We start from the raw sequence: 26,448 nt of genomic DNA on the forward strand, positions 1-26,448 counted from the left end.
CTGCGTCCGCCTGCTGCCCTCGCCTCAGGCGGTACTGAACCGCTCAGCCGATGGCGTCGACGGCCGCCTTCGCCTTCGACAGGGTCGAGTGGGCGGTGCCGTCGTTGAGTTCGAGCGTGCTGCGGACGAGGCGGATGATCTCGCGCACCTCGCCGGCCGCCTTGTTCCAGCGCAGTTCCTTGCCGTGGTACTCGTCCGACACACCGTCGGCGGTGAACTCGGCCATGGCCGCCTTCACGGCACGGTCGCGGTCGTTCAGGACGCGCTCCAGGTGCCCGACGATCGCGGCGAGACCGCCCTGCACCTCGGTCGAGGCGCCGGTGTCATAGCTGCGCCGGTCCAGATTCTGACCCATGATCTGTCTCCCCCGAGTTAGTGACGGGCGCCGAAGCGCGCCGCGTCGAAGTTGGCCGACGCCATGTTCTGGTGGGCGTTGGACTCCTGCTCGTGGTCACCGGCACCGAACGCGCCGTCCATCCCGGACTGACCGCCCAGAATGTCCTGGAGCGACCCGTTCAGGTCGTTGGTGATCTCGTCGGCATGGTTCTTGAACGAGTCGAACGCGACCTTCCCGGCCCCGTTGAACTTCCCCTCCAACGGATCCGCAGCGGCGATCAACTGCCGGATCAACGAACCGAGATCACCACTCGAACCCTCGGTGCTCTTCCCCAGATCGGACAGAGTCGTGGACCCCATGTCGAACTTCACGCACATACCCCCGTAAAACGTCGAAACGAACACCACGCCCGCAACGCGGCGCGCCGTCCATGTCTACCCAATGCGGATTGCACGCGCAACGCACGTGCACACCCCGGGCCTCCGACCGGAACCCGGTATTCCCTGGTGCCTGGTCAATTGGGAGCGCTGGAGCGCGGGCAACGGTTACGAACTTGGAACAGCGGGAGGGAGGGCATTGGAGGCAAAGCTCCACGGTTCGACCAAAAGGCCGGAATTGGCTGATGGGCGGCACGGGTCGGAGGAGTTCGGACCGGTGTTGGCCGGGGGTCTGCAGCCCCCCGGGTGGTTCTGGATGGTTGGCGGATCGGTCCGGTTGGGGCCGGGTCTGGATGACCGGGCGACAGCGGGACCGAGGCGGGTGCTCTGGCCGACTAGGCGACTTGGCGAACTGGCGAACTGGCCGGGCGGAGCCGAGTCGGGTCAGCTCAGCCGGGCGTCGGCGTAGACGACCATCGCGTCCCGCTGGTAGACGGCCAGGCCGTCCGCGATCTTGTCGAAGTTGGCGCGCATCTGCGGCTCCTCGACATACGTCCGGGACAGCCCCTTGTACGCGGCTGCGTTCGGCGTCCAGAACCGGCAGACACTCTGGTAGTGCTCGTCCATCGCGGCCTGGACCGCGGGGTCGTCGACGGGCGTGCCGGCCACCATGAACTCGGCGACGCGGATCATGTGCGCCGTCACCTCACGCTGCCAGCGCTCGGTGTCCCCGGCGGTCATCGTCTCGACGGCCCGCTGGGACTCCTCCCACGCGCTCGGCCACCGTTCGCGGACCTTCTCGCTCTCCTCCTCCGAGGGCTCGAACCCCTCGAACAGGTTCTCCGGGCGGTTGATCGTCGTCATGTCGTCGTTCTCCTCTGCTTCCTCCAGCTCGGCGATGGTGCGCCCGACCGTGCGGGCCAGGGTGGCGAGCCGGTCCCGTTCCGTGAGCAGCCGTCGGTGGTGCTCGCGCAGGACCGCGACGCGGTCGACCTGGCTGTCGAGGACCGCCCGGATCTCACGGAGCCCCACGTCGAGCTCGCGCATGAGCAGGATCTGCTGCAGCCGCAACAGATCGGCCTCCTCGTAGTAGCGGTGGCCGTTGCTCCCGATCCACGCGGGCGACAGCAGCCCGATCTCGTCGTAGTGGCGCAGCGTCCGGGACGTCACGCCGGACATCCGGGCCACTTCCGCGATCGACCAGGCCATGGCCGTGCCTCCCATCGCGGGACCGGCGGATCCGGCCCCATGACGACGTTAGGAGTTGACGCAACGGAAGCCGCAAGCCGTACGGGGCGGGCGGGGGAGCGCGCGGAGCAGTCCGCGGCCTCGTGTAGTGTTCTCCGAGTTGTCGCGCAGCCGGGACGGTTCCGCGCCGACCATCCGCCGCAGATTCCTGCGGCACTCCCCACTCAGCACGACCCCCGACCGGGGTCAATTCGGCATGCCGAATTTCCTTTCGGTCGACCGGTGACTCGATTACGAATCACCGGATGGATCCGCTAGAGTTCGGAGCGTCGGAACGGCCCAACAGCCGGGAAGACAACCCGATTTCGACCGGGAATCAGGACCGAAAGGATCTGATAGAGTCGGAGCCGCCGGAAAGGGAAACCCGCAAGGGAGAACCTGGAAGGCACCGAGGAAATCGGACACGAAAGAGTCTGGTAGAGTCGGAAACACGAAATACCGAAGGGAAGCGCCCGGAGGAAAGCCCGAGAGGGTGAGTACAAAGGAAGCGTCCGTTCCTTGAGAACTCAACAGCGTGCCAAAAGTCAACGCCAGATTGACAACCCCGTCTCCACTTCGGTGGGACGAGGTTCCTTTGAAAAGTCCTGCACGCCCTTGTGGTGGGCAGGCAATTACACAGCGAGGACGCTGTGGACGGGCCGCCTTATTCCGGTGGTTCCGTCCCGCTCTTACGTGATGTGTGCACCCGATTACGGGTAAACATTCATGGAGAGTTTGATCCTGGCTCAGGACGAACGCTGGCGGCGTGCTTAACACATGCAAGTCGAACGATGAAGCCCTTCGGGGTGGATTAGTGGCGAACGGGTGAGTAACACGTGGGCAATCTGCCCTTCACTCTGGGACAAGCCCTGGAAACGGGGTCTAATACCGGATAACACTCCTCAGGGCATCTTGAGGGGTTAAAAGCTCCGGCGGTGAAGGATGAGCCCGCGGCCTATCAGCTTGTTGGTGGGGTAATGGCCTACCAAGGCGACGACGGGTAGCCGGCCTGAGAGGGCGACCGGCCACACTGGGACTGAGACACGGCCCAGACTCCTACGGGAGGCAGCAGTGGGGAATATTGCACAATGGGCGAAAGCCTGATGCAGCGACGCCGCGTGAGGGATGACGGCCTTCGGGTTGTAAACCTCTTTCAGCAGGGAAGAAGCGAAAGTGACGGTACCTGCAGAAGAAGCGCCGGCTAACTACGTGCCAGCAGCCGCGGTAATACGTAGGGCGCAAGCGTTGTCCGGAATTATTGGGCGTAAAGAGCTCGTAGGCGGCTTGTCACGTCGGATGTGAAAGCCCGGGGCTTAACCCCGGGTCTGCATTCGATACGGGCTAGCTAGAGTGTGGTAGGGGAGATCGGAATTCCTGGTGTAGCGGTGAAATGCGCAGATATCAGGAGGAACACCGGTGGCGAAGGCGGATCTCTGGGCCATTACTGACGCTGAGGAGCGAAAGCGTGGGGAGCGAACAGGATTAGATACCCTGGTAGTCCACGCCGTAAACGTTGGGAACTAGGTGTTGGCGACATTCCACGTCGTCGGTGCCGCAGCTAACGCATTAAGTTCCCCGCCTGGGGAGTACGGCCGCAAGGCTAAAACTCAAAGGAATTGACGGGGGCCCGCACAAGCAGCGGAGCATGTGGCTTAATTCGACGCAACGCGAAGAACCTTACCAAGGCTTGACATATACCGGAAACGGCTAGAGATAGTCGCCCCCTTGTGGTCGGTATACAGGTGGTGCATGGCTGTCGTCAGCTCGTGTCGTGAGATGTTGGGTTAAGTCCCGCAACGAGCGCAACCCTTGTTCTGTGTTGCCAGCATGCCCTTCGGGGTGATGGGGACTCACAGGAGACTGCCGGGGTCAACTCGGAGGAAGGTGGGGACGACGTCAAGTCATCATGCCCCTTATGTCTTGGGCTGCACACGTGCTACAATGGCCGGTACAAAGAGCTGCGATGCCGCGAGGCGGAGCGAATCTCAAAAAGCCGGTCTCAGTTCGGATTGGGGTCTGCAACTCGACCCCATGAAGTCGGAGTTGCTAGTAATCGCAGATCAGCATTGCTGCGGTGAATACGTTCCCGGGCCTTGTACACACCGCCCGTCACGTCACGAAAGTCGGTAACACCCGAAGCCGGTGGCCCAACCCCTTGTGGGAGGGAGCTGTCGAAGGTGGGACTGGCGATTGGGACGAAGTCGTAACAAGGTAGCCGTACCGGAAGGTGCGGCTGGATCACCTCCTTTCTAAGGAGCACAGCACCGTCTGCAGACAAATGTTCTGCACGGTCAGCTCATGGGTGGAACGTTGACTATTCGGCACTCTTGGTCAACTCGGGCCGCCAGTACTGCTCTTCGGAGCGTGGAAATCGGATCGGGGCGATGGAGAGGGCCGGGCACGCTGTTGGGTATCTGAAGGTACGGCCGAGAGGCTGCCTTCTAGTGCCGGCCCCAGTGAACTCCACTGAATGGTGGGGGTGATGGGTGGTTGGTCGTTGTTTGAGAACTGCACAGTGGACGCGAGCATCTGTGGCCAAGTTTTTAAGGGCGCACGGTGGATGCCTTGGCACCAGGAACCGATGAAGGACGTGGGAGGCCACGATAGTCCCCGGGGAGCCGTCAACCAGGCTTTGATCCGGGGGTTTCCGAATGGGGAAACCCGGCAGTCGTCATGGGCTGTCACCCATACCTGAACACATAGGGTATGTGGAGGGAACGAGGGGAAGTGAAACATCTCAGTACCCTCAGGAAGAGAAAACAACCGTGATTCCGGGAGTAGTGGCGAGCGAAACCGGATGAGGCCAAACCGTATGCGTGTGATACCCGGCAGGGGTTGCGCATGCGGGGTTGTGGGATCTCTCTTCTGTCGTCTGCCGGCGACAGGACGAGTCAGAAACCGTTGATGTAGGCGAAGGACATGCGAAAGGTCCGGCGTAGAGGGTAAGACCCCCGTAGCTGAAACATCAACGGCTCGTTTGAGAGACACCCAAGTAGCACGGGGCCCGAGAAATCCCGTGTGAATCTGGCGGGACCACCCGCTAAGCCTAAATATTCCCTGGTGACCGATAGCGGATAGTACCGTGAGGGAATGGTGAAAAGTACCGCGGGAGCGGAGTGAAATAGTACCTGAAACCGTGTGCCTACAAGCCGTGGGAGCGTCGCTGCATTGTGCTTGCACATACAGTCGTGACTGCGTGCCTTTTGAAGAATGAGCCTGCGAGTTAGCGGTGTGTAGCGAGGTTAACCCGTGTGGGGAAGCCGTAGCGAAAGCGAGTCCGAATAGGGCGACATAGTTGCACGCTCTAGACCCGAAGCGGAGTGATCTAGCCATGGGCAGGTTGAAGCGGCTGTAAGAGGTCGTGGAGGACCGAACCCACCAGGGTTGAAAACCTGGGGGATGACCTGTGGTTAGGGGTGAAAGGCCAATCAAACTCCGTGATAGCTGGTTCTCCCCGAAATGCATTTAGGTGCAGCGTCGTGTGTTTCTTGCCGGAGGTAGAGCACTGGATAGGCGATGGGCCCTACCGGGTTACTGACCTTAGCCAAACTCCGAATGCCGGTAAGTGAGAGCACGGCAGTGAGACTGTGGGGGATAAGCTCCATGGTCGAGAGGGAAACAGCCCAGAGCATCGACTAAGGCCCCTAAGCGTACGCTAAGTGGGAAAGGATGTGGAGTCGCAGAGACAACCAGGAGGTTGGCTTAGAAGCAGCCACCCTTGAAAGAGTGCGTAATAGCTCACTGGTCAAGTGATTCCGCGCCGACAATGTAGCGGGGCTCAAGCGTACCGCCGAAGTCGTGTCATTCCAGCATATACGGCCAACGCCTGCTGGGATGGGTAGGGGAGCGTCGTGTGCCGGGTGAAGCTGCAGCGGAAGCTAGTGGTGGACGGTTCACGAGTGAGAATGCAGGCATGAGTAGCGATACACACGTGAGAAACGTGTGCGCCGATTGACTAAGGGTTCCTGGGTCAAGCTGATCTGCCCAGGGTAAGTCGGGACCTAAGGCGAGGCCGACAGGCGTAGTCGATGGACAACCGGTTGATATTCCGGTACCCGCTTTGAAACGCCCAATACTGAATCAGGCGATGCTAAGCCCGTGAAGCCGTTCCGGACCCTTCGGGGAAAGGAAAGTGGTGGAGCCGGTGACCCAGACTTGTAGTAGGTAAGCGATGGGGTGACGCAGGAAGGTAGTCCAACCCGGGCGGTGGTTGTCCCGGGGTAAGGGTGTAGGCCGTGCGGTAGGCAAATCCGTCGCACATTAAGGCTGAGACCTGATGCCGAGCCGATTGTGGTGAAGTGGATGATCCTATGCTGTCGAGAAAAGCCTCTAGCGAGTTTCATGGCGGCCCGTACCCTAAACCGACTCAGGTGGTCAGGTAGAGAATACCGAGGCGTTCGGGTGAACTATGGTTAAGGAACTCGGCAAAATGCCCCCGTAACTTCGGGAGAAGGGGGGCCATCACCGGTGATGAGATTTACTCTCTGAGCTGGGGGTGGCCGCAGAGACCAGCGAGAAGCGACTGTTTACTAAAAACACAGGTCCGTGCGAAGCCGTAAGGCGATGTATACGGACTGACGCCTGCCCGGTGCTGGAACGTTAAGGGGACCGGTTAGTGACCTTTCGGGGTTGCGAAGCTGAGAACTTAAGCGCCAGTAAACGGCGGTGGTAACTATAACCATCCTAAGGTAGCGAAATTCCTTGTCGGGTAAGTTCCGACCTGCACGAATGGCGTAACGACTTCTCGACTGTCTCAACCATAGGCCCGGTGAAATTGCACTACGAGTAAAGATGCTCGTTTCGCGCAGCAGGACGGAAAGACCCCGGGACCTTTACTACAGTTTGATATTGGTGTTCGGTTCGGCTTGTGTAGGATAGGTGGGAGACTTTGAAGCGGCCACGCCAGTGGTTGTGGAGTCGTCGTTGAAATACCACTCTGGTCGTGCTGGATGTCTAACCTCGGTCCGTGATCCGGATCAGGGACAGTGTCTGATGGGTAGTTTAACTGGGGCGGTTGCCTCCTAAAGAGTAACGGAGGCGCCCAAAGGTTCCCTCAGCCTGGTTGGCAATCAGGTGTTGAGTGTAAGTGCACAAGGGAGCTTGACTGTGAGACCGACGGGTCGAGCAGGGACGAAAGTCGGGACTAGTGATCCGGCGGTGGCTTGTGGAAGCGCCGTCGCTCAACGGATAAAAGGTACCCCGGGGATAACAGGCTGATCTTCCCCAAGAGTCCATATCGACGGGATGGTTTGGCACCTCGATGTCGGCTCGTCGCATCCTGGGGCTGGAGTCGGTCCCAAGGGTTGGGCTGTTCGCCCATTAAAGCGGTACGCGAGCTGGGTTTAGAACGTCGTGAGACAGTTCGGTCCCTATCCGCTGCGCGCGCAGGAACATTGAGAAGGGCTGTCCCTAGTACGAGAGGACCGGGACGGACGAACCTCTGGTGTGCCAGTTGTCCTGCCAAGGGCATGGCTGGTTGGCTACGTTCGGAAAGGATAACCGCTGAAAGCATCTAAGCGGGAAGCCTGCTTCGAGATGAGTGTTCCCACCTCCTTGAGAGGGTAAGGCTCCCAGTAGACGACTGGGTTGATAGGCCAGATGTGGAAGCCCGGTAACGGGTGGAGCTGACTGGTACTAATAGGCCGAGGGCTTGTCCTCAGTTGCTCGCGTCCACTGTGTTTGTTCTGAAGCAATGAACTCCCGCATGCCCTTTGGGTGTGTGCTGGTCGAGTTCAACTTCATAGTGTTTCGGTGGTCATAGCGTTAGGGAAACGCCCGGTTACATTCCGAACCCGGAAGCTAAGCCTTTCAGCGCCGATGGTACTGCAGGGGGGACCCTGTGGGAGAGTAGGACGCCGCCGAACAAATTTTAGGGGAAAGCCCCGCACCAGATCCGTTTACACGGGTCACGGTGCGGGGCTTTTTCGCGTTCGCGGATGTCGTGCAGCCCGGTGCTCAGATACGTGCAGCGGTGCGGACGAGGCCGGCGACGGCGCGGGACCGGCTGTGGGGTGGCCAGGCGATCACCGTGGTGATGGCCGGAGCGTCCAGCACGGGAACGACGGCAAGGTCCATGCGTAGCTGCTCCCGGCACGACTCCGGTGCGATGCAGCAGGCGCGGCCCAACGCGATCAGCTGGAGCAACTGTGCATGATCGCGGGCCTGCGGGCCGGGGCCGTCCGCGTACGAGCCATCCGGGCCGGGCCAGCGCGGCATGGGCAGACCGACGAGGTCGGTGACGTCGGCCATGCGTACATGCGGACGGTCGGCGAGGGGATGCGTGATCGGGAGCAGCAACACCTGTCCCTCCGTGCGGAGTTCCTCGGTGTCGAAGCCGGCGGTGCTGTCGTGGGGGAGGTGCAGCAGGGCGACGTCGGCTCGGCCGTCGCGCAGCATGCGTTCCTGCTCGCCGATGCCGCAGAGGAGCAGATCGACGGTGACGGCATCGGGTTCGGCGGCGTAGGTGTCGAGGAGCTTCGCCAGCAGTTCGCCGGAGGCGCCCGCCTTGGTGGCCAGGACCACGTCGGGCCGGCCGGACGCGGCGAGGGCGGCTCGGCGGGTGCGGCGTTCCGCGGCCTCGATCGCGTCGAGCGCCGCGCGGGCCTCGCGGAGGAGGACAGCGCCGGCCTCCGTCAGCGTGACCGCGCGGCTGGAGCGCTCCAACAGGGTTGCCGCCAGGCGTCGTTCGAGCTGACGGATGGCCCGGGACAGCGGCGGCTGCGCGATCCCGAGCCGCTCGGCGGCCCGACCGAAATGCAGCTCCTCCGCGACGGCGACGTAATACCGCAGCTCCCTCGTCTCCACGCGGCCAGCGTACTGCTCCGAGCTGGATCGATACTCGGGCGGTATTGATCCGTACCGAGGCGGTGTTGGCGTGGGACCGCTCGGCTCGACCAGGATCGACGACATGAGGGAACAAACCATCGCGCTGGTGACCGGCGCGAACAAGGGCATCGGATACGAGATCGCGGCCGGACTCGGCGCCCTCGGCTGGAAGGTCGGTGTCGGCGCGCGCGACCACGAGCGACGCGAGACCGCGGTGGCGAAGCTGCGGGCGGCCGGGGTGGACGCGTTCGGCGTACCGCTGGACGTGACCGACGACGCGAGCGTGGCCGAGGCGGCCCGGCGGATCGAGGGAGAGAGCGGCCGCCTGGACGTGCTCGTCAACAACGCGGGGACGACGGGGAACGCGCCGCAGATGCCGACCACGGTCGGCGTGGAGACGGTACGGGCGGCGGTGGAGACGAACGTGATCGGTGTCATTCGCGTCACCAACGCGATGCTGCCGTTGCTGCGCCGCTCGGCGTCACCGCGGATCGTGAACATGTCCAGCTCCGTCGGCTCGCTGACCCTGCAGACCACGCCCGGCGCCGAAGTGGGCCCGATCTCGGCCGCGTACTCGCCGTCGAAGACGTTCCTGAACGCCGTCACCGTCCAGTACGCCAGGGAGCTCCACGACACCGACATCCTGATCAACGCGGGCTGCCCCGGTTACTGCGCGACCGACCTGAACGGCTTCCGAGGCGTCCGCACCCCGACACAGGGCGCGGCCATCGCCCTCCACCTGGCCACCCTCCCCGACGACGGCCCGACGGGCCGCTTCTTCGACGACGCGGGGGAGGTGCCGTGGTGACCCGGGTCGGCGCCGGAGTGCACCAACTCCCTTAGCGCACAGCTCACTTGACTTCGCCGAGTGGCTCCGTACCCGCAACGAGTCATGTCTCGGCCGTGATTACTCATGCGCAGGACGCGGAAGGCGCCTGCCGTGTCGTCTTTGGCGGTCTCGAAACCCACCCGGCTCAGGAGCGTTGTCCGGTTCGGCGCTACGCATGGCCGCTCAGAATGCCGACCCTCGCCCTATGGGGGCGTCGAAGGGCACACCACGCAGGCTGGGCGGCGGACAGTCACGCTGCCCGTGCTGCGGCCTGCCACAGGACCGGGTGGCGACGGCCGAGCGTGACTGGGTCATGCTGGAACCGGACATGATGCCCCCGGCCCACACCGTGCCGCCGGACCATCGCTGGATCGAGCTGTCCGACGGCCGGGTGACGGTCTACGGGGTCTGTCCCCCCGACCCGTCGCAGCGATGCCGCATCGAGCACATCCTGGCCTGCCCGGCACAGCCCCTGCCCGATCTGTGGCCGTGGCTGTCGGCCCTGAGGGGCGAGAACGCACGCCACGCGGAGCGCGAGGGGGCCGAGCCGCCTCCGGCTCCAGCCCAATGGCCGGACGCGGGCTGAGAGTTGCGCCCAGGCTCGGGCCCGGACATACGCGAAGACCCCGTCCTCAGCATCTCTGCTGACGGCGGGGTCTTGTGACACTTACACAGTAAGTGCCCCCGGCAGGATTCGAACCTGCGCACACGGCTCCGGAGGCCGTTGCTCTATCCCCTGAGCTACGGGGGCGCGTGCCGCGTTCGGCGGCGACGGGTTGAACACTACCAGCTCTCCCGGGGTGGCTGTGAACAGGTATTTCCGGCGCTGGTGCGGGCCGTGTCCCCCGGGTGGGGCGGAAGTCGGGAAAACCCGGACGCGGTGCCCTCCTCGGACCTAACCTCAAGGTGTGCCAGGCGCGTCCGGCCGGGTTCTTGTTGTGGACGACAACAAGGTCATCCGGCAGCTGATCAGGGTCAACCTCGAGCTGGAGGGCTTCGAGGTCGTGACCGCGGCCGATGGTGCCGAGTGCCTGGAAGTCGTGCACCAGGTGAGCCCCGATGTGATCACCCTGGACGTCATGATGCCCCGGCTCGACGGGCTGCGTACGGCTGCTCGGCTGCGCTCCGATCCGCGGACCAGCCGGCTGCCCGTGGCCATCATCAGTGCGTGCAACCAGTACGAGGTGGAGACCGGGTTCGCGGCCGGTGTCGACGCCTTCCTCGCGAAGCCGTTCGAGCCCGCGGACCTGGTCCGGCTCGTACGGCAGTTGCTGCACCGGGAGGCTCCGCCGTCTTCCGACGGCAGCAGGGAGCCCGGCCGAGCCCGCAGCACCCGGGGCTGAGCCCATTCCCTGCCGGTGATGTTCGCCTGCCTCCAGTCGCTCCGCCCGGCCCCGCCGCCCGGCTCGCCCCGCCCGCGCGGCGACCCCGCGGCCGCCCGGCCCGCCCACATGGCGAAACCGGTTCGCGGAAGGGGGGCCCCTCTCGCCTACGCTGGTCCCGTGACCCCCTCCGAGCTCTCCCGTACCGTCGTGCGCGTCGTGCGCAGCGCGGTTGATGAGGGCGCCCTCGATCTCGCGCCGCTGCGGGGTGACCTCGTGGTCAAGGTCGAGCGGCCCAGGCCCGGGGGGCGGGGGGACTACGCCAGCGGGATCGCGCTCAAGCTCGCCGCCGCGGCCGGGCTGCCGCCCCGCGCGGTCGCCGAAGTGCTGCGCACGCGGATGGCCGGGCAGCCCGGCATCGCGCTCGTCGAGATCAGCGGGCCCGGCTTCCTCAACATCACCCTTGACCGCGCCGCCCAGGACGACGTCGTACGGCAGGTGCGCGACGCGGGGCTCCGGTACGGGTACGGGGACGCGCTGCGCGGGCAGCGCTTCGAGTTCGCCGGCCCCGGCGAGGAGCGGGCGGCGGTCGTCGTCGAGGTCGTGGTGCGGCTGCTCGAAGCGCAGGGCGCCCTCGCCCGGGTCGTCCAGGAGGGGGGAGCGGAGCTTCCCGTCGTGGCGTGCGCCGCGCCGCGCCCCGCCGGGCCGCAGGGCCCGCCGCCGGCCCCCCTCGCCGTCCTCGTCGGCGTCGACGCCGCCCGCTGGGCCCTGCTCCGCGCCGCCCGGCACGACCGGCCGCGTACCGACGTCGAGGAGCTGCTGGCGCAGCGCGAGAGCAACTCCCTCTTCCGGGTGCGGTACGCCCACTCCCGCAGCCGCGCCCTCACGCGCAACGCCGCCGAGCTCGGGTTCGCGTCCGAGCCAGGGGCCGTGTCCGAGGGCGGGCCGCTGCTCGCGCTCCTCGGCGATCATCCCGCGGTGCTCGAAGGCGCCGCCCGGCACCACGCGCCCGACCGCCTGGCCCGGCACCTCGAAGCCGTCGCCGACGAACTGCTCCGCTTCCAGCACGCGGTGCTGCCGCGCGGTGACGAGAAACCCTCGGCCGCCCACCGCTCACGGCTCGCCCTCGCCGAGGCCGCCGGGACGGTGCTGGCCGGCGGCCTGTCCCTGCTCGGCATCGACGCCCCCGAATTCCTGTGACATGCGGACGCGCAGAGACGCCCGCGGACGTCCGCGGACAGCCGCGGAACCCGCTCCGGCGTCAGCCGCTGTCATGCCCCCAGACGTGTACGACGTGTACGACGCGTAAGAGAAGAGACGTACGAACATGAGCCGCTCCGCGCACCCCGCCGGCCCCCGCCACGCCGACGTGCTTCCCGAAGGCCACTACTCCGCGCCGCCCGCCGACCTCAACTCCCTCGACCCGAAGGTCTGGTCGAGCACCGTGGCCCGTGACGAGGACGGCGCGCTCACCGTCGGCGGGCTCCAAGTGGCGCGGCTGGCCGAGGAGTTCGGGACGCCCGCCTACTTCCTCGACGAGACCGACTTCCGGGAGCGGTGCCGCGCCTGGGCCGACGCGTTCGGCCGCGACGCCGATGTGTTCTACGCCGGCAAGGCGTTCCTCTCGCGGGCCGTCGTGCGCTGGCTGCACGAAGAGGGGCTCAACCTCGACGTGTGCTCCGGTACCGAACTCGCCACCGCCCTCGACGCGGGGATGCCCGCCGAGCGCATCGCCTTCCACGGCAACAACAAGAGCGAGGCCGAGATCCGCCGCGCCGTCGAGGCCGGGGTCGGGCGGATCGTGCTCGACTCCTTCCAGGAGATCGTGCGCGTCGCGCACATCGCCCAGGAGCTCGGCACGGTGCAGAAGGCCTTCATCCGCGTCACCGTCGGCGTCGAGGCCCACACCCACGAGTTCATCGCCACCGCGCACGAGGACCAGAAGTTCGGCATCGCGCTCGCCGGCGGCCAGGCCGCCGAGGCCGTGCGCCGCGCCCTCAAGCTCGACGGGCTCGAACTGACCGGCATCCACTCGCACATCGGCTCGCAGATCTTCGACATGGCCGGCTTCGAGGTGTCCGCGCGGCGCGTCGTGCAGCTGCTCGCCGAGGTGCGCGACGAGCACGGCGTCGAGCTGCCCGAGATCGACCTCGGCGGCGGCCTCGGTATCGCGTACACCTCCGACGACGACCCGAGCGAGCCGCACGAGATCGCGAAGGCGCTGAGCGAGATCGTCGCGCGCGAGTGCGACGCGGCGGGCCTGCGCGCGCCCCGCATCTCCGTCGAGCCGGGCCGCGCGATCGTCGGCCCGACCGCGTTCACGCTGTACGAGGTCGGCACCATCAAGCCGCTCGAAGGGCTGCGGACGTATGTGAGCGTCGACGGCGGCATGTCCGACAACATCCGTACCGCGCTGTACGACGCCGAGTACTCGGTCGCGCTCGTCTCGCGCACGTCGGACGCCGAGCCGATGCTGGTCAGGGTCGTCGGCAAGCACTGCGAGAGCGGTGACATCGTGGTGCGTGACGCGTTCCTGCCCGCCGACCTCGCGCCGGGTGATCTGATTGCCGTGCCGGCCACCGGCGCGTACTGCCGCTCCATGGCCAGCAATTACAACCACGCGCTCCGCCCGCCGGTCGTCGCCGTGCGCGACGGTGCGGCGCGGGTGATCGTGCGGCGCGAGACGGAGGAAGATCTCCTGCGTCTCGATGTCGGATAAATGAAATAGTTGTCTCAGGATCCGGACGAGGGGCAGAAACCCCCGTCCGGTGAGTGAGACTGGTTCGTATTCCAGGTTTGAAGAGGAAACGAGGTCGGATGATGCGTACGCGTCCGCTGAAGGTGGCGCTGCTGGGCTGTGGAGTGGTCGGCTCAGAGGTGGCGCGCATCATGACGACGCACGCCGACGACCTCACGGCGCGTATCGGCGCCCCCGTGGAGCTCGCCGGGGTCGCCGTCCGCCGGCCCTCCAAGGTGCGTGAGGGCATCGACCCCGCCCTGGTCACCACCGACGCCACCGCCCTCGTCAAACGCGGCGACATCGACGTCGTCGTCGAGGTCATCGGCGGCATCGAGCCCGCCCGCACCCTCATCACCACCGCCTTCGAGCACGGCGCCTCCGTCGTCTCCGCGAACAAGGCGCTGCTCGCCCAGGACGGTGCGGCGCTGCACGCGGCAGCCGTCGAGCACGGCCGTGACCTGTACTACGAGGCGGCCGTCGCCGGCGCCATCCCGCTGATCCGGCCGCTGCGCGAGTCCCTCGCCGGCGACAAGGTCAACCGGGTGCTCGGCATCGTCAACGGCACCACCAACTTCATCCTCGACAAGATGGACTCGACGGGCGCCGGCTACCAGGAGGCCCTCGACGAGGCCACCGCGCTCGGTTACGCCGAAGCCGACCCGACCGCCGACGTCGAGGGCTTCGACGCCGCCGCCAAGGCCGCCATCCTCGCCGGGATCGCCTTCCACACCCGCGTCCGCCTCGACGACGTGTACCGCGAGGGCATGACCGAGGTGACCTCCGCCGACTTCGCGTCGGCGAAGGAGATGGGCTGCACCATCAAGCTGCTCGCCATCTGCGAGCGGGCCGCCGACGGCGGCTCGGTGATGGCCCGGGTCCACCCGGCGATGATCCCGCTCGACCACCCGCTGGCCTCCGTGCGGGGCGCCTACAACGCGGTGTTCGTCGAGGCGGAGGCCGCCGGACAGCTGATGTTCTACGGGCCCGGCGCGGGCGGCGCCCCGACCGCGTCCGCCGTCCTCGGCGACCTGGTCGCGGTCTGCCGCAACAAGCTCGCCGGATCGACCGGGCCGGGCGATTCCGCGTACACGCGGCTGCCCGTGAGCCCCATGGGCGACGTCGTGACCCGCTACCACATCAGCCTCGATGTGGCCGACAAGCCGGGCGTCCTCGCCCAGGTGGCGACGGTCTTCGCCGAGCACGGGGTGTCCATCGACACCGTGCGGCAGTCCGGCAAGGACGGCGAGGCCTCCCTCGTCGTCGTCACCCACCGCGCGGCCGACGCGGCCCTCACCGGGACCGTGGACGCCCTGCGCAAGCTCGACACCGTGCGTGGTGTCGCCAGCATCATGCGTGTTGAAGGGGAGTAACCAGCAATGACCCACCAATGGCGCGGAATCATCGAGGAGTACCGGAACCGGCTCCCCGTCTCCGCCACGACGCCGGTCGTCAGCCTCCGCGAGGGCGGCACGCCGCTCGTGCCGGCGCAGGTGCTCTCCGAGCGCACGGGCTGCGAGGTCCACCTCAAGGTCGAGGGCGCCAACCCGACCGGGTCCTTCAAGGACCGCGGCATGACGATGGCGATCACCCGCGCGAAGGAGGAGGGCGCCAAGGCGGTCATCTGCGCCTCCACCGGCAACACCTCGGCCTCCGCCGCCGCCTACGCGGTGCGGGCCGGCATGGTGTGCGCGGTCCTCGTGCCGCAGGGCAAGATCGCGCTCGGCAAGATGGGCCAGGCGCTCATCCACGGCGCCAAGATCCTCCAGGTCGACGGCAACTTCGACGACTGCCTCACGCTGGCCCGCTCGCTCTCCGACAACTACCCGGTGGCGCTGGTCAATTCGGTCAACCCGGTCCGCATCGAGGGCCAGAAGACCGCCGCCTTCGAGATCGTGGACGCGCTGGGCGACGCCCCCGACATCCACGTCCTGCCCGTGGGCAACGCCGGCAACATCACGGCGTACTGGAAGGGCTACACGGAGTACGCCGCCGACGGCGTCTCGACGCACGCGCCGCGCATGTGGGGCTTCCAGGCGTCGGGTTCGGCGCCGATCGTGCGCGGCGAGGTCGTCAAGGACCCGTCGACGATCGCCACCGCGATCCGCATCGGCAACCCGGCCTCGTGGCAGTTCGCACTCGCCGCGCGCGACGAATCCGGCGGTTTCATCGACGAAGTGACGGACCGTGAGATCCTGCGCGCGTACCGGCTGCTCGCCTCCCAGGAGGGCGTCTTCGTGGAGCCCGCCTCCGCCGCTTCGGTGGCCGGGCTGCTCAAGGCCGCCGAGCGCGGTCTCGTCGACCCGGGCCAGAAGATCGTGTGCACGGTGACCGGAAACGGCCTCAAGGACCCCGACTGGGCCGTCGCCGGGGCGCCGCAGCCCGTCACCGTCCCGGTGGACGCGGCGGCCGCCGCCGAGCGCCTCGGCCTCGCGTAACACCTGGCCGCAGCGGTTGCGTACGCGTCCGGTCCCGTGAGGACGCGTACGTAAAACCGGACAAGCCCGTACGTAGGGGCACAGGGGGCTTGCGACACGCATCGTGCGCCTCCTGTGCGCCCTATGTCGCCACGGAACCTTCCTTCGATAGGCTGTACCCAACCCGCCCCGCCGCATATGCCGTGGTGCAGTTGCCCACGTGGCCCTCGGGTGTTCAGTACGTCTTCGAAAAACCTCGCAGCAGACCCCAGCAGCAGCCTCACAAGGAGTCATCAGAGCGATGGCCGGTCCCGCATTCCGCGCCGCCGCCGTACGGGTGCGCGTCCCCGCCACCAGTGCCAACCTCGGCCCGGGTTTCGACTCCCTCGGCCTGTCACTGGGGCTCTACGACGACGTGGTCGTCCGCGTCGCCGACTCCGGCCTCGGCATCGACATCGCCGGCGAGGGCGCCCAGACGCTGCCCCGCGACGAGAGCCACCTGCTCGTACGGTCCCTGCGCACCGCGTTCGACCTGCTCGGCGGGCAGCCGCGCGGCCTCGAGGTCGTCTGCGCCAACCGCATCCCGCACGGCCGCGGCCTCGGCTCCTCCTCCGCCGCCATCTGCGCCGGCATCGTCGCCGCGCGCGCCGTGACCATAGGCGGCGACGCCCGGCTCGACGACGCGGCGCTCCTGGAGCTCGCGACCGAGATCGAGGGCCACCCCGACAACGTCGCGGCCTGTCTGCTCGGCGGATTCACGCTCTCCTGGATGGACGGCGGAGCGGCCCGCGCGATCAGGATGGACCCGGCGGATTCCATCGTTCCGGTGGTCTTCGTGCCGGGCAAGGCGGTCCTGACGGAGACGGCCCGCGGGCTGCTCCCGCGCACCGTGCCGCACGTCGACGCCGCGGCCAACGCGGGCCGCGCTGCCCTGCTCGTGGAGGCCCTGACCAGGCGTCCCGAGCTGCTGCTCGCCGGCACCGAGGACCGGCTCCACCAGGAGTACCGCGCACCGGCGATGCCGGAGAGCGTGGCACTGGTCAACCGGCTGCGCGCGGACGGTGTCCCCGCGGTCATCTCCGGCGCCGGGCCCACGGTGCTCGCGCTGGTCGGGGACGGTGCGGCCGACAAGGTCGCACGCCTTGCGGGGGAGGGGTGGGCCGCCAACCGGCTCAGTCTCGACGCCGCGGGCGCGAGCGTCCTGCCGCTCGGATCGTAGGTACGGGCGCAGGAAGCACGGCTTGCCGGTGAACGAGAGGGGGAATGTTTGTTGGATCCGGTAGTGTTAACCTCAAGTCTGCATCGGTCGTCTTCGTGGCGCGGTGCTTCGTGTCCCCTTCAGGGACCGCCTTTCTTCCGAGAGCCTCCCCAACTGCCTGCGCAGCCTGCCTGAGCAGTTGCGAGCACGCTCCGGAACCGGCACGACACCCCACGCTCATTCCCGGCAGGGGCCGAGCAGGGGGATCTCGGGCCGGAACCCACGCACTTTGTCTCTCCGCCGTACGCGGCGGACCACCGCCCCGGCACGATCAGTGATCCACACGATCACGGGCCGCAGCCGGACAGCACAACCGGTCGCCGAGCCAGACAGGCCGACGTCCGCTCCAGGGAAGGACCCTTCGTGAGCGACACCACCGATCTGATGGGCGTGACTGCCGACAACTCTGTCGACAATGCCGCGCCCGCCGCAGGTGCTGCCTCCGGCACCACCGCACGGCGCCGCCGCTCCGGCACCGGCCTCGACGGCATGGTCCTGGCCGAGCTGCAGCAGGTCGCGTCCGGCCTCGGCATCCGGGGCACCGCGCGCATGCGCAAGAGCCAGCTGATCGAGGTCATCAAGGAGGCGCAGGCCGGCGGCGGTTCCGCGGCTCCCGCCAAGGCCTCCGCGTCGGCCGCAGGCGCCGAGACCAAGCCGAAGCGCCGCGCCACCTCCAAGGCCCGTACGGGCGACGAGGCCGCCGCTCCCGCCGCCGACAAGCAGGCCGCGCAGCAGCAGATCGACATTCCGGGCCAGCCGTCCGCCAAGGCCTCCGACCAGGGTGCCGGCGACGAGCAGCCCGCCGGCGAGCGTCGCCGCCGCCGTGCCACCGCGCCGTCCGGAAGCCCCGAGTCCGCCTCGGCGGCGGTCGAGACCGCCACCAAGACGGAGGCCAAGGCCGACGTCAAGACCGCCGAGACGGCGGACCGTGGCGAGGCGAAGGCCACCGAGGCCGTCGACACCGCCGAGGGCCGCCGGGAGCGCCGCGACCGCGGTGAGCGCGGCGACCGCCGGGACCGCCAGCAGCGCGGTGAGCGCGGCGGCGACCGCGGTGGCGACCGTGGCGAGCGAGGTGACCGCGGTGACCGTCAGCGCGGTGACCGCGGCAAGGCCGACGACCAGCAGGGCGGCCAGCGCAAGGAGCGCCAGGGCGGGCAGGGCGGCCAGCAGAGCCAGCAGCAGAACAACGGCCCGCAGGACGACTTCGACGACGACGGCAGCCGCCGTGGCCGTCGCGGACGCTACCGCGACCGCCGTGGCCGCCGCGGTGGCCGCGAGGAGTTCGGCGCCGAGCCGCAGGTCGCCGACGACGACGTCCTGATCCCCGTCGCGGGCATCCTCGACATCCTCGACAACTACGCGTTCATCCGGACCTCCGGCTACCTGCCGGGCCCGAACGACGTGTACGTCTCGCTCGCCCAGGTCCGCAAGAACGGCCTGCGCAAGGGTGACCACGTCACCGGTGCCGTGCGCCAGCCCAAGGACGGCGAGCGCCGCGAGAAGTTCAACGCCCTGGTGCGTCTGGACTCCTCCAACGGCATGGCCGCGGACTCGGGCCGCGGGCGCCCGGAGTTCAACAAGCTGACCCCGCTCTACCCCCAGGACCGGCTCCGTCTGGAGACCGACCCGGGCATCCTGACGACGCGGATCATCGACCTCGTGTCGCCGATCGGCAAGGGCCAGCGAGGCCTGATCGTGGCCCCGCCGAAGACCGGCAAGACCATGATCATGCAGGCGGTCGCCAACGCGATCACCCACAACAACCCCGAGTGCCACCTGATGGTCGTCCTGGTCGACGAGCGTCCGGAAGAGGTCACCGACATGCAGCGGTCGGTGAAGGGCGAGGTCATCTCCTCGACCTTCGACCGTCCCGCCGAGGACCACACCACCGTCGCCGAGCTGGCCATCGAGCGCGCCAAGCGTCTCGTCGAGCTCGGTCACGACGTGGTCGTCCTTCTCGACTCGATCACCCGTCTGGGCCGTGCTTACAACCTGGCGGCCCCGGCCTCCGGCCGCATCCTGTCCGGTGGTGTCGACTCGACCGCGCTCTACCCGCCGAAGCGCTTCTTCGGTGCCGCGCGCAACATCGAGGACGGCGGCTCGCTGACCATCCTCGCCACCGCGCTCGTGGAGACCGGCTCGCGCATGGACGAGGTGATCTTCGAGGAGTTCAAGGGCACCGGCAACATGGAGCTCAAGCTCGACCGCAAGCTCGCCGACAAGCGCATCTTCCCGGCGGTGGACGTCGACGCGTCCGGTACCCGCAAGGAAGAGATCCTGCTCGGCAGCGACGAGCTCGCGGTCGTCTGGAAGCTGCGCCGGGTGCTCCACGCCCTCGACCAGCAGCAGGCCATCGAGCTGCTCCTCGACAAGATGAAGCAGACGAAGTCGAACGCCGAGTTCCTGCTCCAGATCCAGAAGACGACTCCGGGTCCGGGCAACGGCAACGACTAGCAACTCCCGGCCCCGCAGGGCCACTTGAGAGCGCCCCCGGCACTTCGGTGCCGGGGGCGCTCTCGCGTGCGGAGGCGTTCCGGCGGGCCCCGGCCCTCCGTCTCGTACGGCGGCGCGGTCACCGTGCGTGTCCCCGCGCTCGCTGAGGCGTTCGACACACGCCCTACGGCCCGCCCGGGGCGGACCTCCCTCGACGGCCTCCGCGAACGCGCAGGTGAGAGCCGTGGGGGCCGCGCGGCACCGAGCTGCGGGGCCGCCGCGCTCTTAGGGGCCTCTTAGAACCCTGTGCAACCCTTCTTGGTGCTTCGACGTCTGACAAGTGTCGACAATCCGTGCCTGAACACCGGGGCAGGGGGTAATCGGAGGAGCACCGAGAACTGAGGAGACCATGACCGAGCAGGGCACACGCACCAGCCGAATACGCGGGGCCGGCAAGCGCCGCAAGCAGCCCAGCGGGCGCCGTCGCGCCCTGCGGATAGCCGCGTGGACCGCGGCGGGCGTGGTGCTCGTCGGCGGGGGCGGACTCGGCTACGTGTACTTCAAGCTCAACGGCAACCTCAAGGGCGTCGACATCAACGCCCAGCTCGGCACCGACCGCCCGCAGAACGTCGACAACGGCTCGATGGACATCCTGGTCCTCGGCTCCGACTCGCGGGCCGGCGCCAACAAGGAGTACGGCGCGGACGAGGGCGGCGCCCGGTCCGACACCGCGATGATCATCCACGTCTACCAGGGCCACAAGAGCGCGAGCGTGGTCTCCATCCCGCGCGACACCCTGGTCACCCGCCCCTCCTGCACCACGGACGGCGGCAAGAGCGACCCCGGTGCCAAGCGTCAGATGTTCAACACGGCGTACGAGGTCGGCGGCCCGGCCTGCGCCGTCAAGACCGTCGAGCAGATGTCCGGCATCCGCATGGACCACTACATCGAGGTCGACTTCACCGGCTTCAAGAAGCTCATCGACCAGCTCGGCGGGGTGCCCGTCACCACCAACAAGCCGATCAAGGACGACAAGAGCCACCTCGACCTGCCGGCCGGCAAGCACACCCTCAACGGCGAGCAGTCGCTCGGCCTCGTGCGGACCCGCCACGGCGTCGTCGGCGACGGCAGCGACCTCGGCCGCATCCAGCTCCAGCAGGCCTTCATCAAGGCGCTGATCGGGCAGGTCAAGAGCGTCGGCGTGTTCAGCAACCCGGCCAAGCTGTACGGTCTCGCCGACGCGGCCACCAAGGCGATCACCACCGACTCCGAACTGAGCTCGGTCAACTCGCTCATCGGCTTCGCGAGCGGCCTCAAGGGCCTGGACGCCTCGAACGTCAAGATGATCACGCTGCCGGTGCAGTACGACAAGCTCGACCCCAACCGCGTCAGCCCCCTCGAAGAGCAGTCCCGGCAGGTCTGGGACGCCCTCTCCAAGGACCAGCCGATCCCGGCGTCCGCGACCGCCGACTCGGCGGGCGACAAGGGCACCGCGGGCGGCTACGTCGCCGGTCAGTAGCGTCTGCGGCCGGGCCGGAACACCATCGGCGGGTGTGGGGGAATAGTTCCGCCTCCACCCCGGTTTTGGGAGATGCGCCCAGTCCTGGCAGACTGGTACGTCGGCCCCGGTTCACGTATGCGCAATCCGCGTCTACGACCCGGCGCCCTCCCGAACCTAGGAGACACCTTGAAGCGCGACATCCACCCCGAGTACGTCGAGACCCAGGTCAGCTGCACCTGTGGCGCGGCTTTCACCACCCGTAGCACGATCGGCGCCGGCTCCATCCGCGCCGAAATCTGCTCCGAGTGCCACCCGTTCTACACGGGCAAGCAGAAGATCATGGACACCGGTGGCCGCGTGGCCCGCTTCGAGGCCCGCTTCGGCAAGGCCGCTGCCGGCTCCGCCCAGAAGTAGCGAGCCAACTGCGCCGGTCCGCGGCGCCTCCGTTCCGGGGGCGCCGCGACCGGCGCTTTGCCGTCAAGACCTACTTCTTCGTTTGAACCCCAGGAGCATCCGATGTTCGAAGCGGTCGAGGACCTGATCGGCGAGCACGCCGACCTCGAGACGAAGCTCGCCGACCCTTCGGTCCACGCCGACCAGGCCAACGCGCGCAAGCTGAACAAGCGCTACGCCGAGCTGACGCCGATCGTCGGGACGTACCGCGCCTGGAAGCAGACGGGCGAGGACATCGTGACCGCCCGGGAGTTCGCCGCCGACGACCCCGACTTCGCCGCCGAGGTCAAGGACCTGACCGCGCAGCGCGACGAGCTCACCGAGAAGCTCCGCCTGCTCCTGGTCCCGCGCGACCCCAGCGACGACAAGGACGTGCTCCTGGAGATCAAGGCGGGCGCGGGCGGCGACGAGTCTGCCCTGTTCGCCGGCGACCTCCTGCGCATGTACCTGCGCTACGCCGAGCGCGTCGGCTGGAAGACCGAGATCATCGACTCCACCGAGTCCGACCAGGGCGGCTACAAGGACGTCCAGGTCGCCGTGAAGACCAAGGGCGGCAACGGCGCGACCGAGCCCGGCCAGGGCGTCTGGGCGCGGATGAAGTACGAGGGCGGTGTGCACCGCGTGCAGCGCGTGCCCGCGACCGAGTCGGCGGGCCGCATCCACACCTCCGCCGCCGGCGTGCTCGTCACGCCCGAGGCCGAGGAGGTCGACGTCGAGATCAACATGAACGACCTCCGCATCGACGTGTACCGCTCCTCGGGCCCCGGCGGCCAGTCTGTCAACACCACCGACTCCGCCGTGCGCATCACGCACGTCCCCACCGGCGTCGTCGCCTCCTGTCAGAACGAGAAGAGCCAGCTCCAGAACAAGGAGCAGGCCATGCGCATCCTGCGCTCCCGGCTGCTCGCCGCCGCCCAGGAGGCCGCCGAGCAGGAGGCCGCCGACGCCCGCCGCAGCCAGGTGCGCACCGTCGACCGCTCCGAGAAGATCCGGACGTACAACTTCCCGGAAAACCGCATCTCGGACCACCGGGTCGGCTTCAAGGCGTACAACTTGGACCAGGTCCTCGACGGCGACCTGGACGCCATGATCCAGGCCTGTGTCGACGCGGACTCCGCCGCCAAGCTCGCGGCCGCCCAGTAATCACCCCCGTACGACTGCCGGAGGACCAGCGTGCAGCAAAACTCTGGGGGGCGACCCCCAGGCCCCCGAAGCGTGCTGCTTGCCGAGGTGGCCCAGGCCACCCGGCGGCTGGCCGACGCCGGTGTGCCCTCGCCGCGGTTCGACGCGGAGGAGCTCGCCGCGCACATCCACGGTGTGAAGCGGGGAGAGCTGCACAACGTCAAGGACGTCGACTTCGACGCCCGCTACTGGGAGGCGATCGCCCGCCGCGAGGCGCGTGAGCCGCTCCAGCACATCACTGGCCGCGCCTTCTTCCGCTACCTCGAACTCCACGTCGGGCCAGGGGTGTTCGTGCCCCGCCCGGAGACGGAGTCGGTGGTCGGCTGGGCCATAGACGCCGTCCGCGCGATGGACGTCGTGGAGCCGCTCATCGTCGACCTGTGCACCGGCTCGGGCGCCATCGCGCTCGCCATGGCGCAGGAGGTCCCGCGCTCGCGCGTGCACGCCGTGGAGCTGTCCGAGGACGCCCTGGCATGGACGCGGAAGAACGTCGAGGGGTCCCGCGTCGTTCTCCATCAGGGCGACGCGCTCACCGCGCTGCCCGAGCTCGACGGCCAGGTCGACCTGGTCATCTCGAACCCGCCGTACATCCCGCTCACCGAGTGGGAGTACGTCGCCCCCGAGGCGCGCGACCACGACCCCGAGCTCGCGCTGTTCTCCGGTGAGGACGGTCTCGACACCATCCGGGGCATCGAGAGGACCGCGCACCGCCTCCTGCGGCCCGGCGGGCTCGTCGTCATCGAGCACGCCGACACCCAGGGCGGCCAGGTGCCGTGGATCTTCAACGAGGAGGCCGGCTGGGCGGACGCGGCCGACCACCCCGACCTGAACAACCGCCCGCGCTTCGCCACGGCCCGCAAGGCGACGCCGTGACCAGCATCAGCACCCTGACCGTGTACGTGTACGAGGAGGCCCGCTAATGGCTCGGCGATACGACTGCAACGACGCGACCGACCGCACGACCGGTCTGCGCGAAGCCGCGTCCGCCGTCCGCCGCGGCGAGCTCGTGGTGCTGCCCACGGACACCGTGTACGGCATCGGCGCGGACGCCTTCAACTCGCAGGCCGTCAACGACCTCCTCGACGCCAAGGGCCGGGGCCGCAACATGCCCACGCCCGTCCTCATCGGCTCGCCCAACACCCTGCACGGCCTGGTCACCGACTTCACCGAGCAGGCCTGGGAGCTCGTCGACGCGTTCTGGCCCGGCGCTCTCACCCTGGTCACGCGCCACCAGCCGTCCCTGCAGTGGGACCTCGGCGACACCCGGGGCACCGTCGCCATCCGGATGCCGCTGCACCCCGTCGCCATCGAGCTGCTCACCGAGGTCGGCCCGATGGCCGTCTCCTCCGCCAACCTCACCGGACACCCCTCGCCCGAGGACTGCGACGCGGCCCAGGGCATGCTCGGCGACTCCGTCTCCGTGTACCTGGACGGCGGCCCCACCCCGGGCATCGTCCCCTCCTCCATCGTCGACGTGACCGGCAAGGTCCCGGTACTGCTGCGCGCCGGCGCGCTCGACGCGGACGAGCTGCGCAAGGTGGTACCCGACCTCGAGGTGGCCAATTGACCGCCCCTGAGGGGCGTGGCATAGGCACGGTCCACCACACGGTGGACTCGTTCCGCATCCTCCACGTCAGCACCGGCAACGTCTGCCGCTCGCCGATCACCGAGCGGCTGACCCGCCATGCCCTGAGCGACCGGCTCGGGGACCCGTTCACGGGCGGCCTCATCGTGGAGAGCGCCGGCACCTGGGGGCACGAGGGCGCTCCGATGGAGGCCAACGCCGCCGCGGTGCTCGCCGACTTCGGCGCGGACGCCACCGGCTTCACCGGCCGCGAGCTCCTCGACGAGCACGTCATCACCGCCGACCTGGTCCTCACCGCGACCCGGGACCACCGCGCCCAGGTCATCTCGATGGGCCACTCGGCGGGCCTGCGCACCTTCACCCTGAAGGAGTTCACCCGGCTCGTACGGGCCATAGACCCGGCCACCCTGCCCGACCCCCTCCAGGAGGGCATGGTCGAGCGCGCGAGGGCCCTGGTGCGGGCCGCGGCGGCGCTGCGCGGCTGGCTGCTCGCGCCGAGCGCCGAGGCCGACGAGGTCAACGACCCCTACGGCGCACCCATCACCTTCTTCCGCTCCATCGGCGACGAGATCAACCAGGCGCTCGACCCGGTCGTCACCGCCCTCACGGGCGTGCCCACCCACCACTGAGACGCGCCATCACACCGGGCGCGCGGGGCGGCCGGGACCTACGCTGGACGCATGTCCGTCACCTCCGCAGTTGGCACTGAACCCGCGGGGCTCGACGCCGTCAGGCGGCAGGACCCCGACATGGCCGACGTGCTGCTCGGCGAGGCCGAGCGCCAGGCCACCTCGCTCCAGCTGATCGCGGCCGAGAACTTCACCTCGGCGGCCGTGCGGGCCGCCCTCGGCTCGCAGCTGGGCAACAAGTACGCCGAGGGCTACCCCGGCGCCCGCCACCACGGCGGCTGCGAGGTCGTGGACGTCGCCGAGCGCGTCGCCGTCGAACGCGCCAAAGCCCTCTTCGGGGCGGCCCACGCCAACGTCCAGACGCATTCGGGCACTTCGGCGGTGCTCGCGGCCTACGCGGCGCTCCTGAAGCCCGGTGACACCGTCCTGGCGATGGGGCTGCCCTCCGGCGGACACCTCACGCACGGCTCGCCCGCCAACTTCTCGGGACGCTGGTTCGACTTCGTCGGGTACGGCGTTGAGCCGGACACCGGGCTCATCGACTACGGCGAGGTGTGGGACCTGGCGATCGAGCACCGGCCACGGGCGATCGTGTGCGGCTCCATCGCCTACCCCCGCCATCCGGACTACCGCGCGTTCCGGGAGATCGCCGACGACGTGGGCGCGTACCTCATCGCGGACACCGCGCACCCCATGGGCCTGATCGCCGGGGGAGCGGCGCCGAGCCCGGTCCCGTACGCGGACGTCGTGTGCGCCACCACCCACAAGGTGCTGCGCGGACCGCGCGGCGGCCTGATCCTGTGCGGCGCCGACCTCGCCCAGCGCATCGACCGCGCCGTCTTCCCCTTCACGCAGGGCGGCGCCCAGATGCACACCATCGCCGCCAAGGCGATCGCCTTCGGTGAGGCGTCCACCCCGGCGTTCACCGGGTACGCCCATCAGGTGGTCGGCAATGCCCGCATCCTCGCGGAGGGGCTGCTCGCCGAGGGGTTCGGGGTGGCCACCGGCGGCACCGACACCCACCTGATCCTCGCCGACCCGGCACCGTTCGGCGTCGACGGGCGCACCGCGCGGGGCCGCCTGGCGGGTGCCGGGCTCGTCCTGGACAGCTGCGCCCTGCCGCACTCCGAGGCCCGCGGCATCCGCCTGGGCACGGCGGCCGTCACCACGCAGGGCATGGGCGAGACCGAGATGGCCAGGATCGCGGTGCTCTTCGCGATGGCGATGCGCGAGGATCCGAGAACGCGGGCGGAAGTGAGGGAACTGGCGAAGCGATTCCCTCCTCCTTGAGAGGGGCGTCGAAAACGGCGTGAAAGAGGACCGGAACGCACGGTCG

20 protein-coding genes, 1 tRNA gene and 3 rRNA genes are annotated in these 26,448 nt (G+C 68.1%); 19 read left to right on the forward strand and 5 right to left on the reverse strand.

The window, feature by feature from the left end; genetic code table 11:
• Positions 1–43: 43 nt before the first annotated feature.
• From OOJ98_RS20530 to OOJ98_RS20540, 3 genes are all read right to left on the reverse strand, one after another.
• A complete protein-coding gene (locus OOJ98_RS20530) occupies positions 44–355 on the reverse strand; it encodes a pore-forming ESAT-6 family protein (protein WP_267056390.1) in 312 nt (103 codons plus the stop codon).
• 17 nt (positions 356–372) lie between these two features.
• Positions 373–708, reverse strand: coding sequence for a hypothetical protein (locus OOJ98_RS20535; RefSeq protein ID WP_267056391.1), 336 nt, complete (start codon positions 706–708; stop codon positions 373–375).
• Positions 709–1,158: 450 nt separating this feature from the next.
• Positions 1,159–1,923 carry a MerR family transcriptional regulator gene (locus tag OOJ98_RS20540; RefSeq protein ID WP_267056392.1) on the reverse strand — a complete coding sequence of 255 codons (765 nt, stop codon included), beginning with the start codon at positions 1,921–1,923 and terminating at the stop codon, positions 1,159–1,161.
• A 741-nt stretch (positions 1,924–2,664) separates the two neighbouring features.
• On the opposite strand from OOJ98_RS20540, the gene OOJ98_RS20545 reads away from it, so the two are divergent.
• From OOJ98_RS20545 to rrf, 3 genes are all read left to right on the forward strand, one after another.
• Positions 2,665–4,190: ribosomal RNA gene (locus OOJ98_RS20545) — 16S ribosomal RNA — on the forward strand.
• A gap of 284 nt (positions 4,191–4,474) precedes the next feature.
• A 23S ribosomal RNA gene (locus OOJ98_RS20550) occupies positions 4,475–7,599 on the forward strand.
• Positions 7,600–7,688: 89 nt separating this feature from the next.
• A 5S ribosomal RNA gene (gene rrf / locus OOJ98_RS20555) occupies positions 7,689–7,805 on the forward strand.
• Together the 16S, 23S and 5S rRNA genes form the textbook arrangement of a ribosomal RNA operon.
• Before the next feature lie 91 nt (positions 7,806–7,896).
• On the opposite strand, the gene OOJ98_RS20560 is transcribed toward rrf, so the two are convergent.
• Positions 7,897–8,745 carry a LysR family transcriptional regulator gene (locus OOJ98_RS20560; RefSeq protein ID WP_267056393.1) on the reverse strand — a complete coding sequence of 283 codons (849 nt, stop codon included), beginning with the start codon at positions 8,743–8,745 and terminating at the stop codon, positions 7,897–7,899.
• A 103-nt stretch (positions 8,746–8,848) separates the two neighbouring features.
• Here OOJ98_RS20560 and OOJ98_RS20565 point away from each other — a divergent pair, with 103 nt between their 5' ends.
• Positions 8,849–9,574 carry an SDR family oxidoreductase gene (locus OOJ98_RS20565; RefSeq protein WP_267056394.1) on the forward strand — a complete coding sequence of 242 codons (726 nt, stop codon included), beginning with the start codon at positions 8,849–8,851 and terminating at the stop codon, positions 9,572–9,574.
• A 226-nt stretch (positions 9,575–9,800) separates the two neighbouring features.
• Positions 9,801–10,181, forward strand: coding sequence for a DUF6083 domain-containing protein (locus OOJ98_RS20570; RefSeq protein WP_267056395.1), 381 nt, complete (start codon positions 9,801–9,803; stop codon positions 10,179–10,181).
• Positions 10,182–10,274: 93 nt separating this feature from the next.
• On the opposite strand, the gene OOJ98_RS20575 is transcribed toward OOJ98_RS20570, so the two are convergent.
• Positions 10,275–10,346, reverse strand: a tRNA-Arg gene (locus OOJ98_RS20575).
• 157 nt (positions 10,347–10,503) lie between these two features.
• On the opposite strand from OOJ98_RS20575, the gene OOJ98_RS20580 reads away from it, so the two are divergent.
• The 14 genes from OOJ98_RS20580 to glyA all read left to right on the forward strand — a co-directional run bounded on the left by OOJ98_RS20580 (position 10,504) and on the right by glyA (position 26,402).
• Positions 10,504–10,938, forward strand: a complete 435-nt coding sequence (locus OOJ98_RS20580; RefSeq protein WP_267056396.1) for a response regulator — start codon at positions 10,504–10,506, stop codon at positions 10,936–10,938.
• A 159-nt stretch (positions 10,939–11,097) separates the two neighbouring features.
• A complete protein-coding gene (gene nrtL, locus OOJ98_RS20585) occupies positions 11,098–12,117 on the forward strand; it encodes an ArgS-related anticodon-binding protein NrtL (protein WP_267056397.1) in 1,020 nt (339 codons plus the stop codon).
• 127 nt (positions 12,118–12,244) lie between these two features.
• Complete coding sequence (gene lysA / locus OOJ98_RS20590) at positions 12,245–13,636, forward strand: diaminopimelate decarboxylase (protein WP_267056398.1); 1,392 nt, start codon at positions 12,245–12,247, stop codon at positions 13,634–13,636.
• A gap of 98 nt (positions 13,637–13,734) precedes the next feature.
• On the forward strand, positions 13,735–15,027 hold the full coding sequence (locus tag OOJ98_RS20595; RefSeq protein WP_267056399.1) for a homoserine dehydrogenase: 1,293 nt from the start codon (positions 13,735–13,737) through the stop codon (positions 15,025–15,027).
• A 6-nt stretch (positions 15,028–15,033) separates the two neighbouring features.
• Positions 15,034–16,092 carry a threonine synthase gene (gene thrC, locus OOJ98_RS20600; RefSeq protein WP_267056400.1) on the forward strand — a complete coding sequence of 353 codons (1,059 nt, stop codon included), beginning with the start codon at positions 15,034–15,036 and terminating at the stop codon, positions 16,090–16,092.
• A 280-nt stretch (positions 16,093–16,372) separates the two neighbouring features.
• Complete coding sequence (gene thrB / locus OOJ98_RS20605; protein WP_267056401.1) at positions 16,373–17,290, forward strand: homoserine kinase; 918 nt, start codon at positions 16,373–16,375, stop codon at positions 17,288–17,290.
• A gap of 402 nt (positions 17,291–17,692) precedes the next feature.
• The gene (rho, locus tag OOJ98_RS20610; RefSeq protein ID WP_267056402.1) at positions 17,693–19,783 is read left to right on the forward strand and encodes a transcription termination factor Rho; all 2,091 of its coding nucleotides are present in this window, start codon (positions 17,693–17,695) and stop codon (positions 19,781–19,783) included.
• A 388-nt stretch (positions 19,784–20,171) separates the two neighbouring features.
• Positions 20,172–21,281: an LCP family protein gene (locus tag OOJ98_RS20615; RefSeq protein WP_267056403.1), complete on the forward strand. Its 1,110-nt coding sequence runs from the start codon at positions 20,172–20,174 to the stop codon at positions 21,279–21,281.
• A gap of 168 nt (positions 21,282–21,449) precedes the next feature.
• A complete protein-coding gene (rpmE, locus tag OOJ98_RS20620) occupies positions 21,450–21,677 on the forward strand; it encodes a 50S ribosomal protein L31 (protein WP_267056404.1) in 228 nt (75 codons plus the stop codon).
• Between the two features lie 102 nt (positions 21,678–21,779).
• The gene (gene prfA, locus OOJ98_RS20625) at positions 21,780–22,859 is read left to right on the forward strand and encodes a peptide chain release factor 1 (protein ID WP_267056405.1); all 1,080 of its coding nucleotides are present in this window, start codon (positions 21,780–21,782) and stop codon (positions 22,857–22,859) included.
• A 30-nt stretch (positions 22,860–22,889) separates the two neighbouring features.
• Positions 22,890–23,771 (forward strand): peptide chain release factor N(5)-glutamine methyltransferase, encoded by an 882-nt coding sequence (prmC, locus tag OOJ98_RS20630; protein WP_267056406.1) that lies wholly within the window; start codon positions 22,890–22,892, stop codon positions 23,769–23,771.
• A gap of 46 nt (positions 23,772–23,817) precedes the next feature.
• Positions 23,818–24,465 (forward strand): L-threonylcarbamoyladenylate synthase, encoded by a 648-nt coding sequence (locus tag OOJ98_RS20635; RefSeq protein WP_267056407.1) that lies wholly within the window; start codon positions 23,818–23,820, stop codon positions 24,463–24,465.
• Positions 24,462–25,112, forward strand: a complete 651-nt coding sequence (locus OOJ98_RS20640) for a protein-tyrosine-phosphatase (RefSeq protein ID WP_267056408.1) — start codon at positions 24,462–24,464, stop codon at positions 25,110–25,112. Before OOJ98_RS20635 ends, OOJ98_RS20640 begins: the two co-directional genes overlap by 4 nt.
• 51 nt (positions 25,113–25,163) lie before the next feature.
• Positions 25,164–26,402, forward strand: coding sequence for a serine hydroxymethyltransferase (glyA, locus tag OOJ98_RS20645; RefSeq protein ID WP_267056409.1), 1,239 nt, complete (start codon positions 25,164–25,166; stop codon positions 26,400–26,402).
• The last annotated feature ends 46 nt before the right edge of the window (positions 26,403–26,448 follow it).

This window comes from Streptomyces sp. NBC_00083 (assembly GCF_026343295.1).
Classification (GTDB): Bacteria; Actinomycetota; Actinomycetes; order Streptomycetales; family Streptomycetaceae; genus Streptomyces.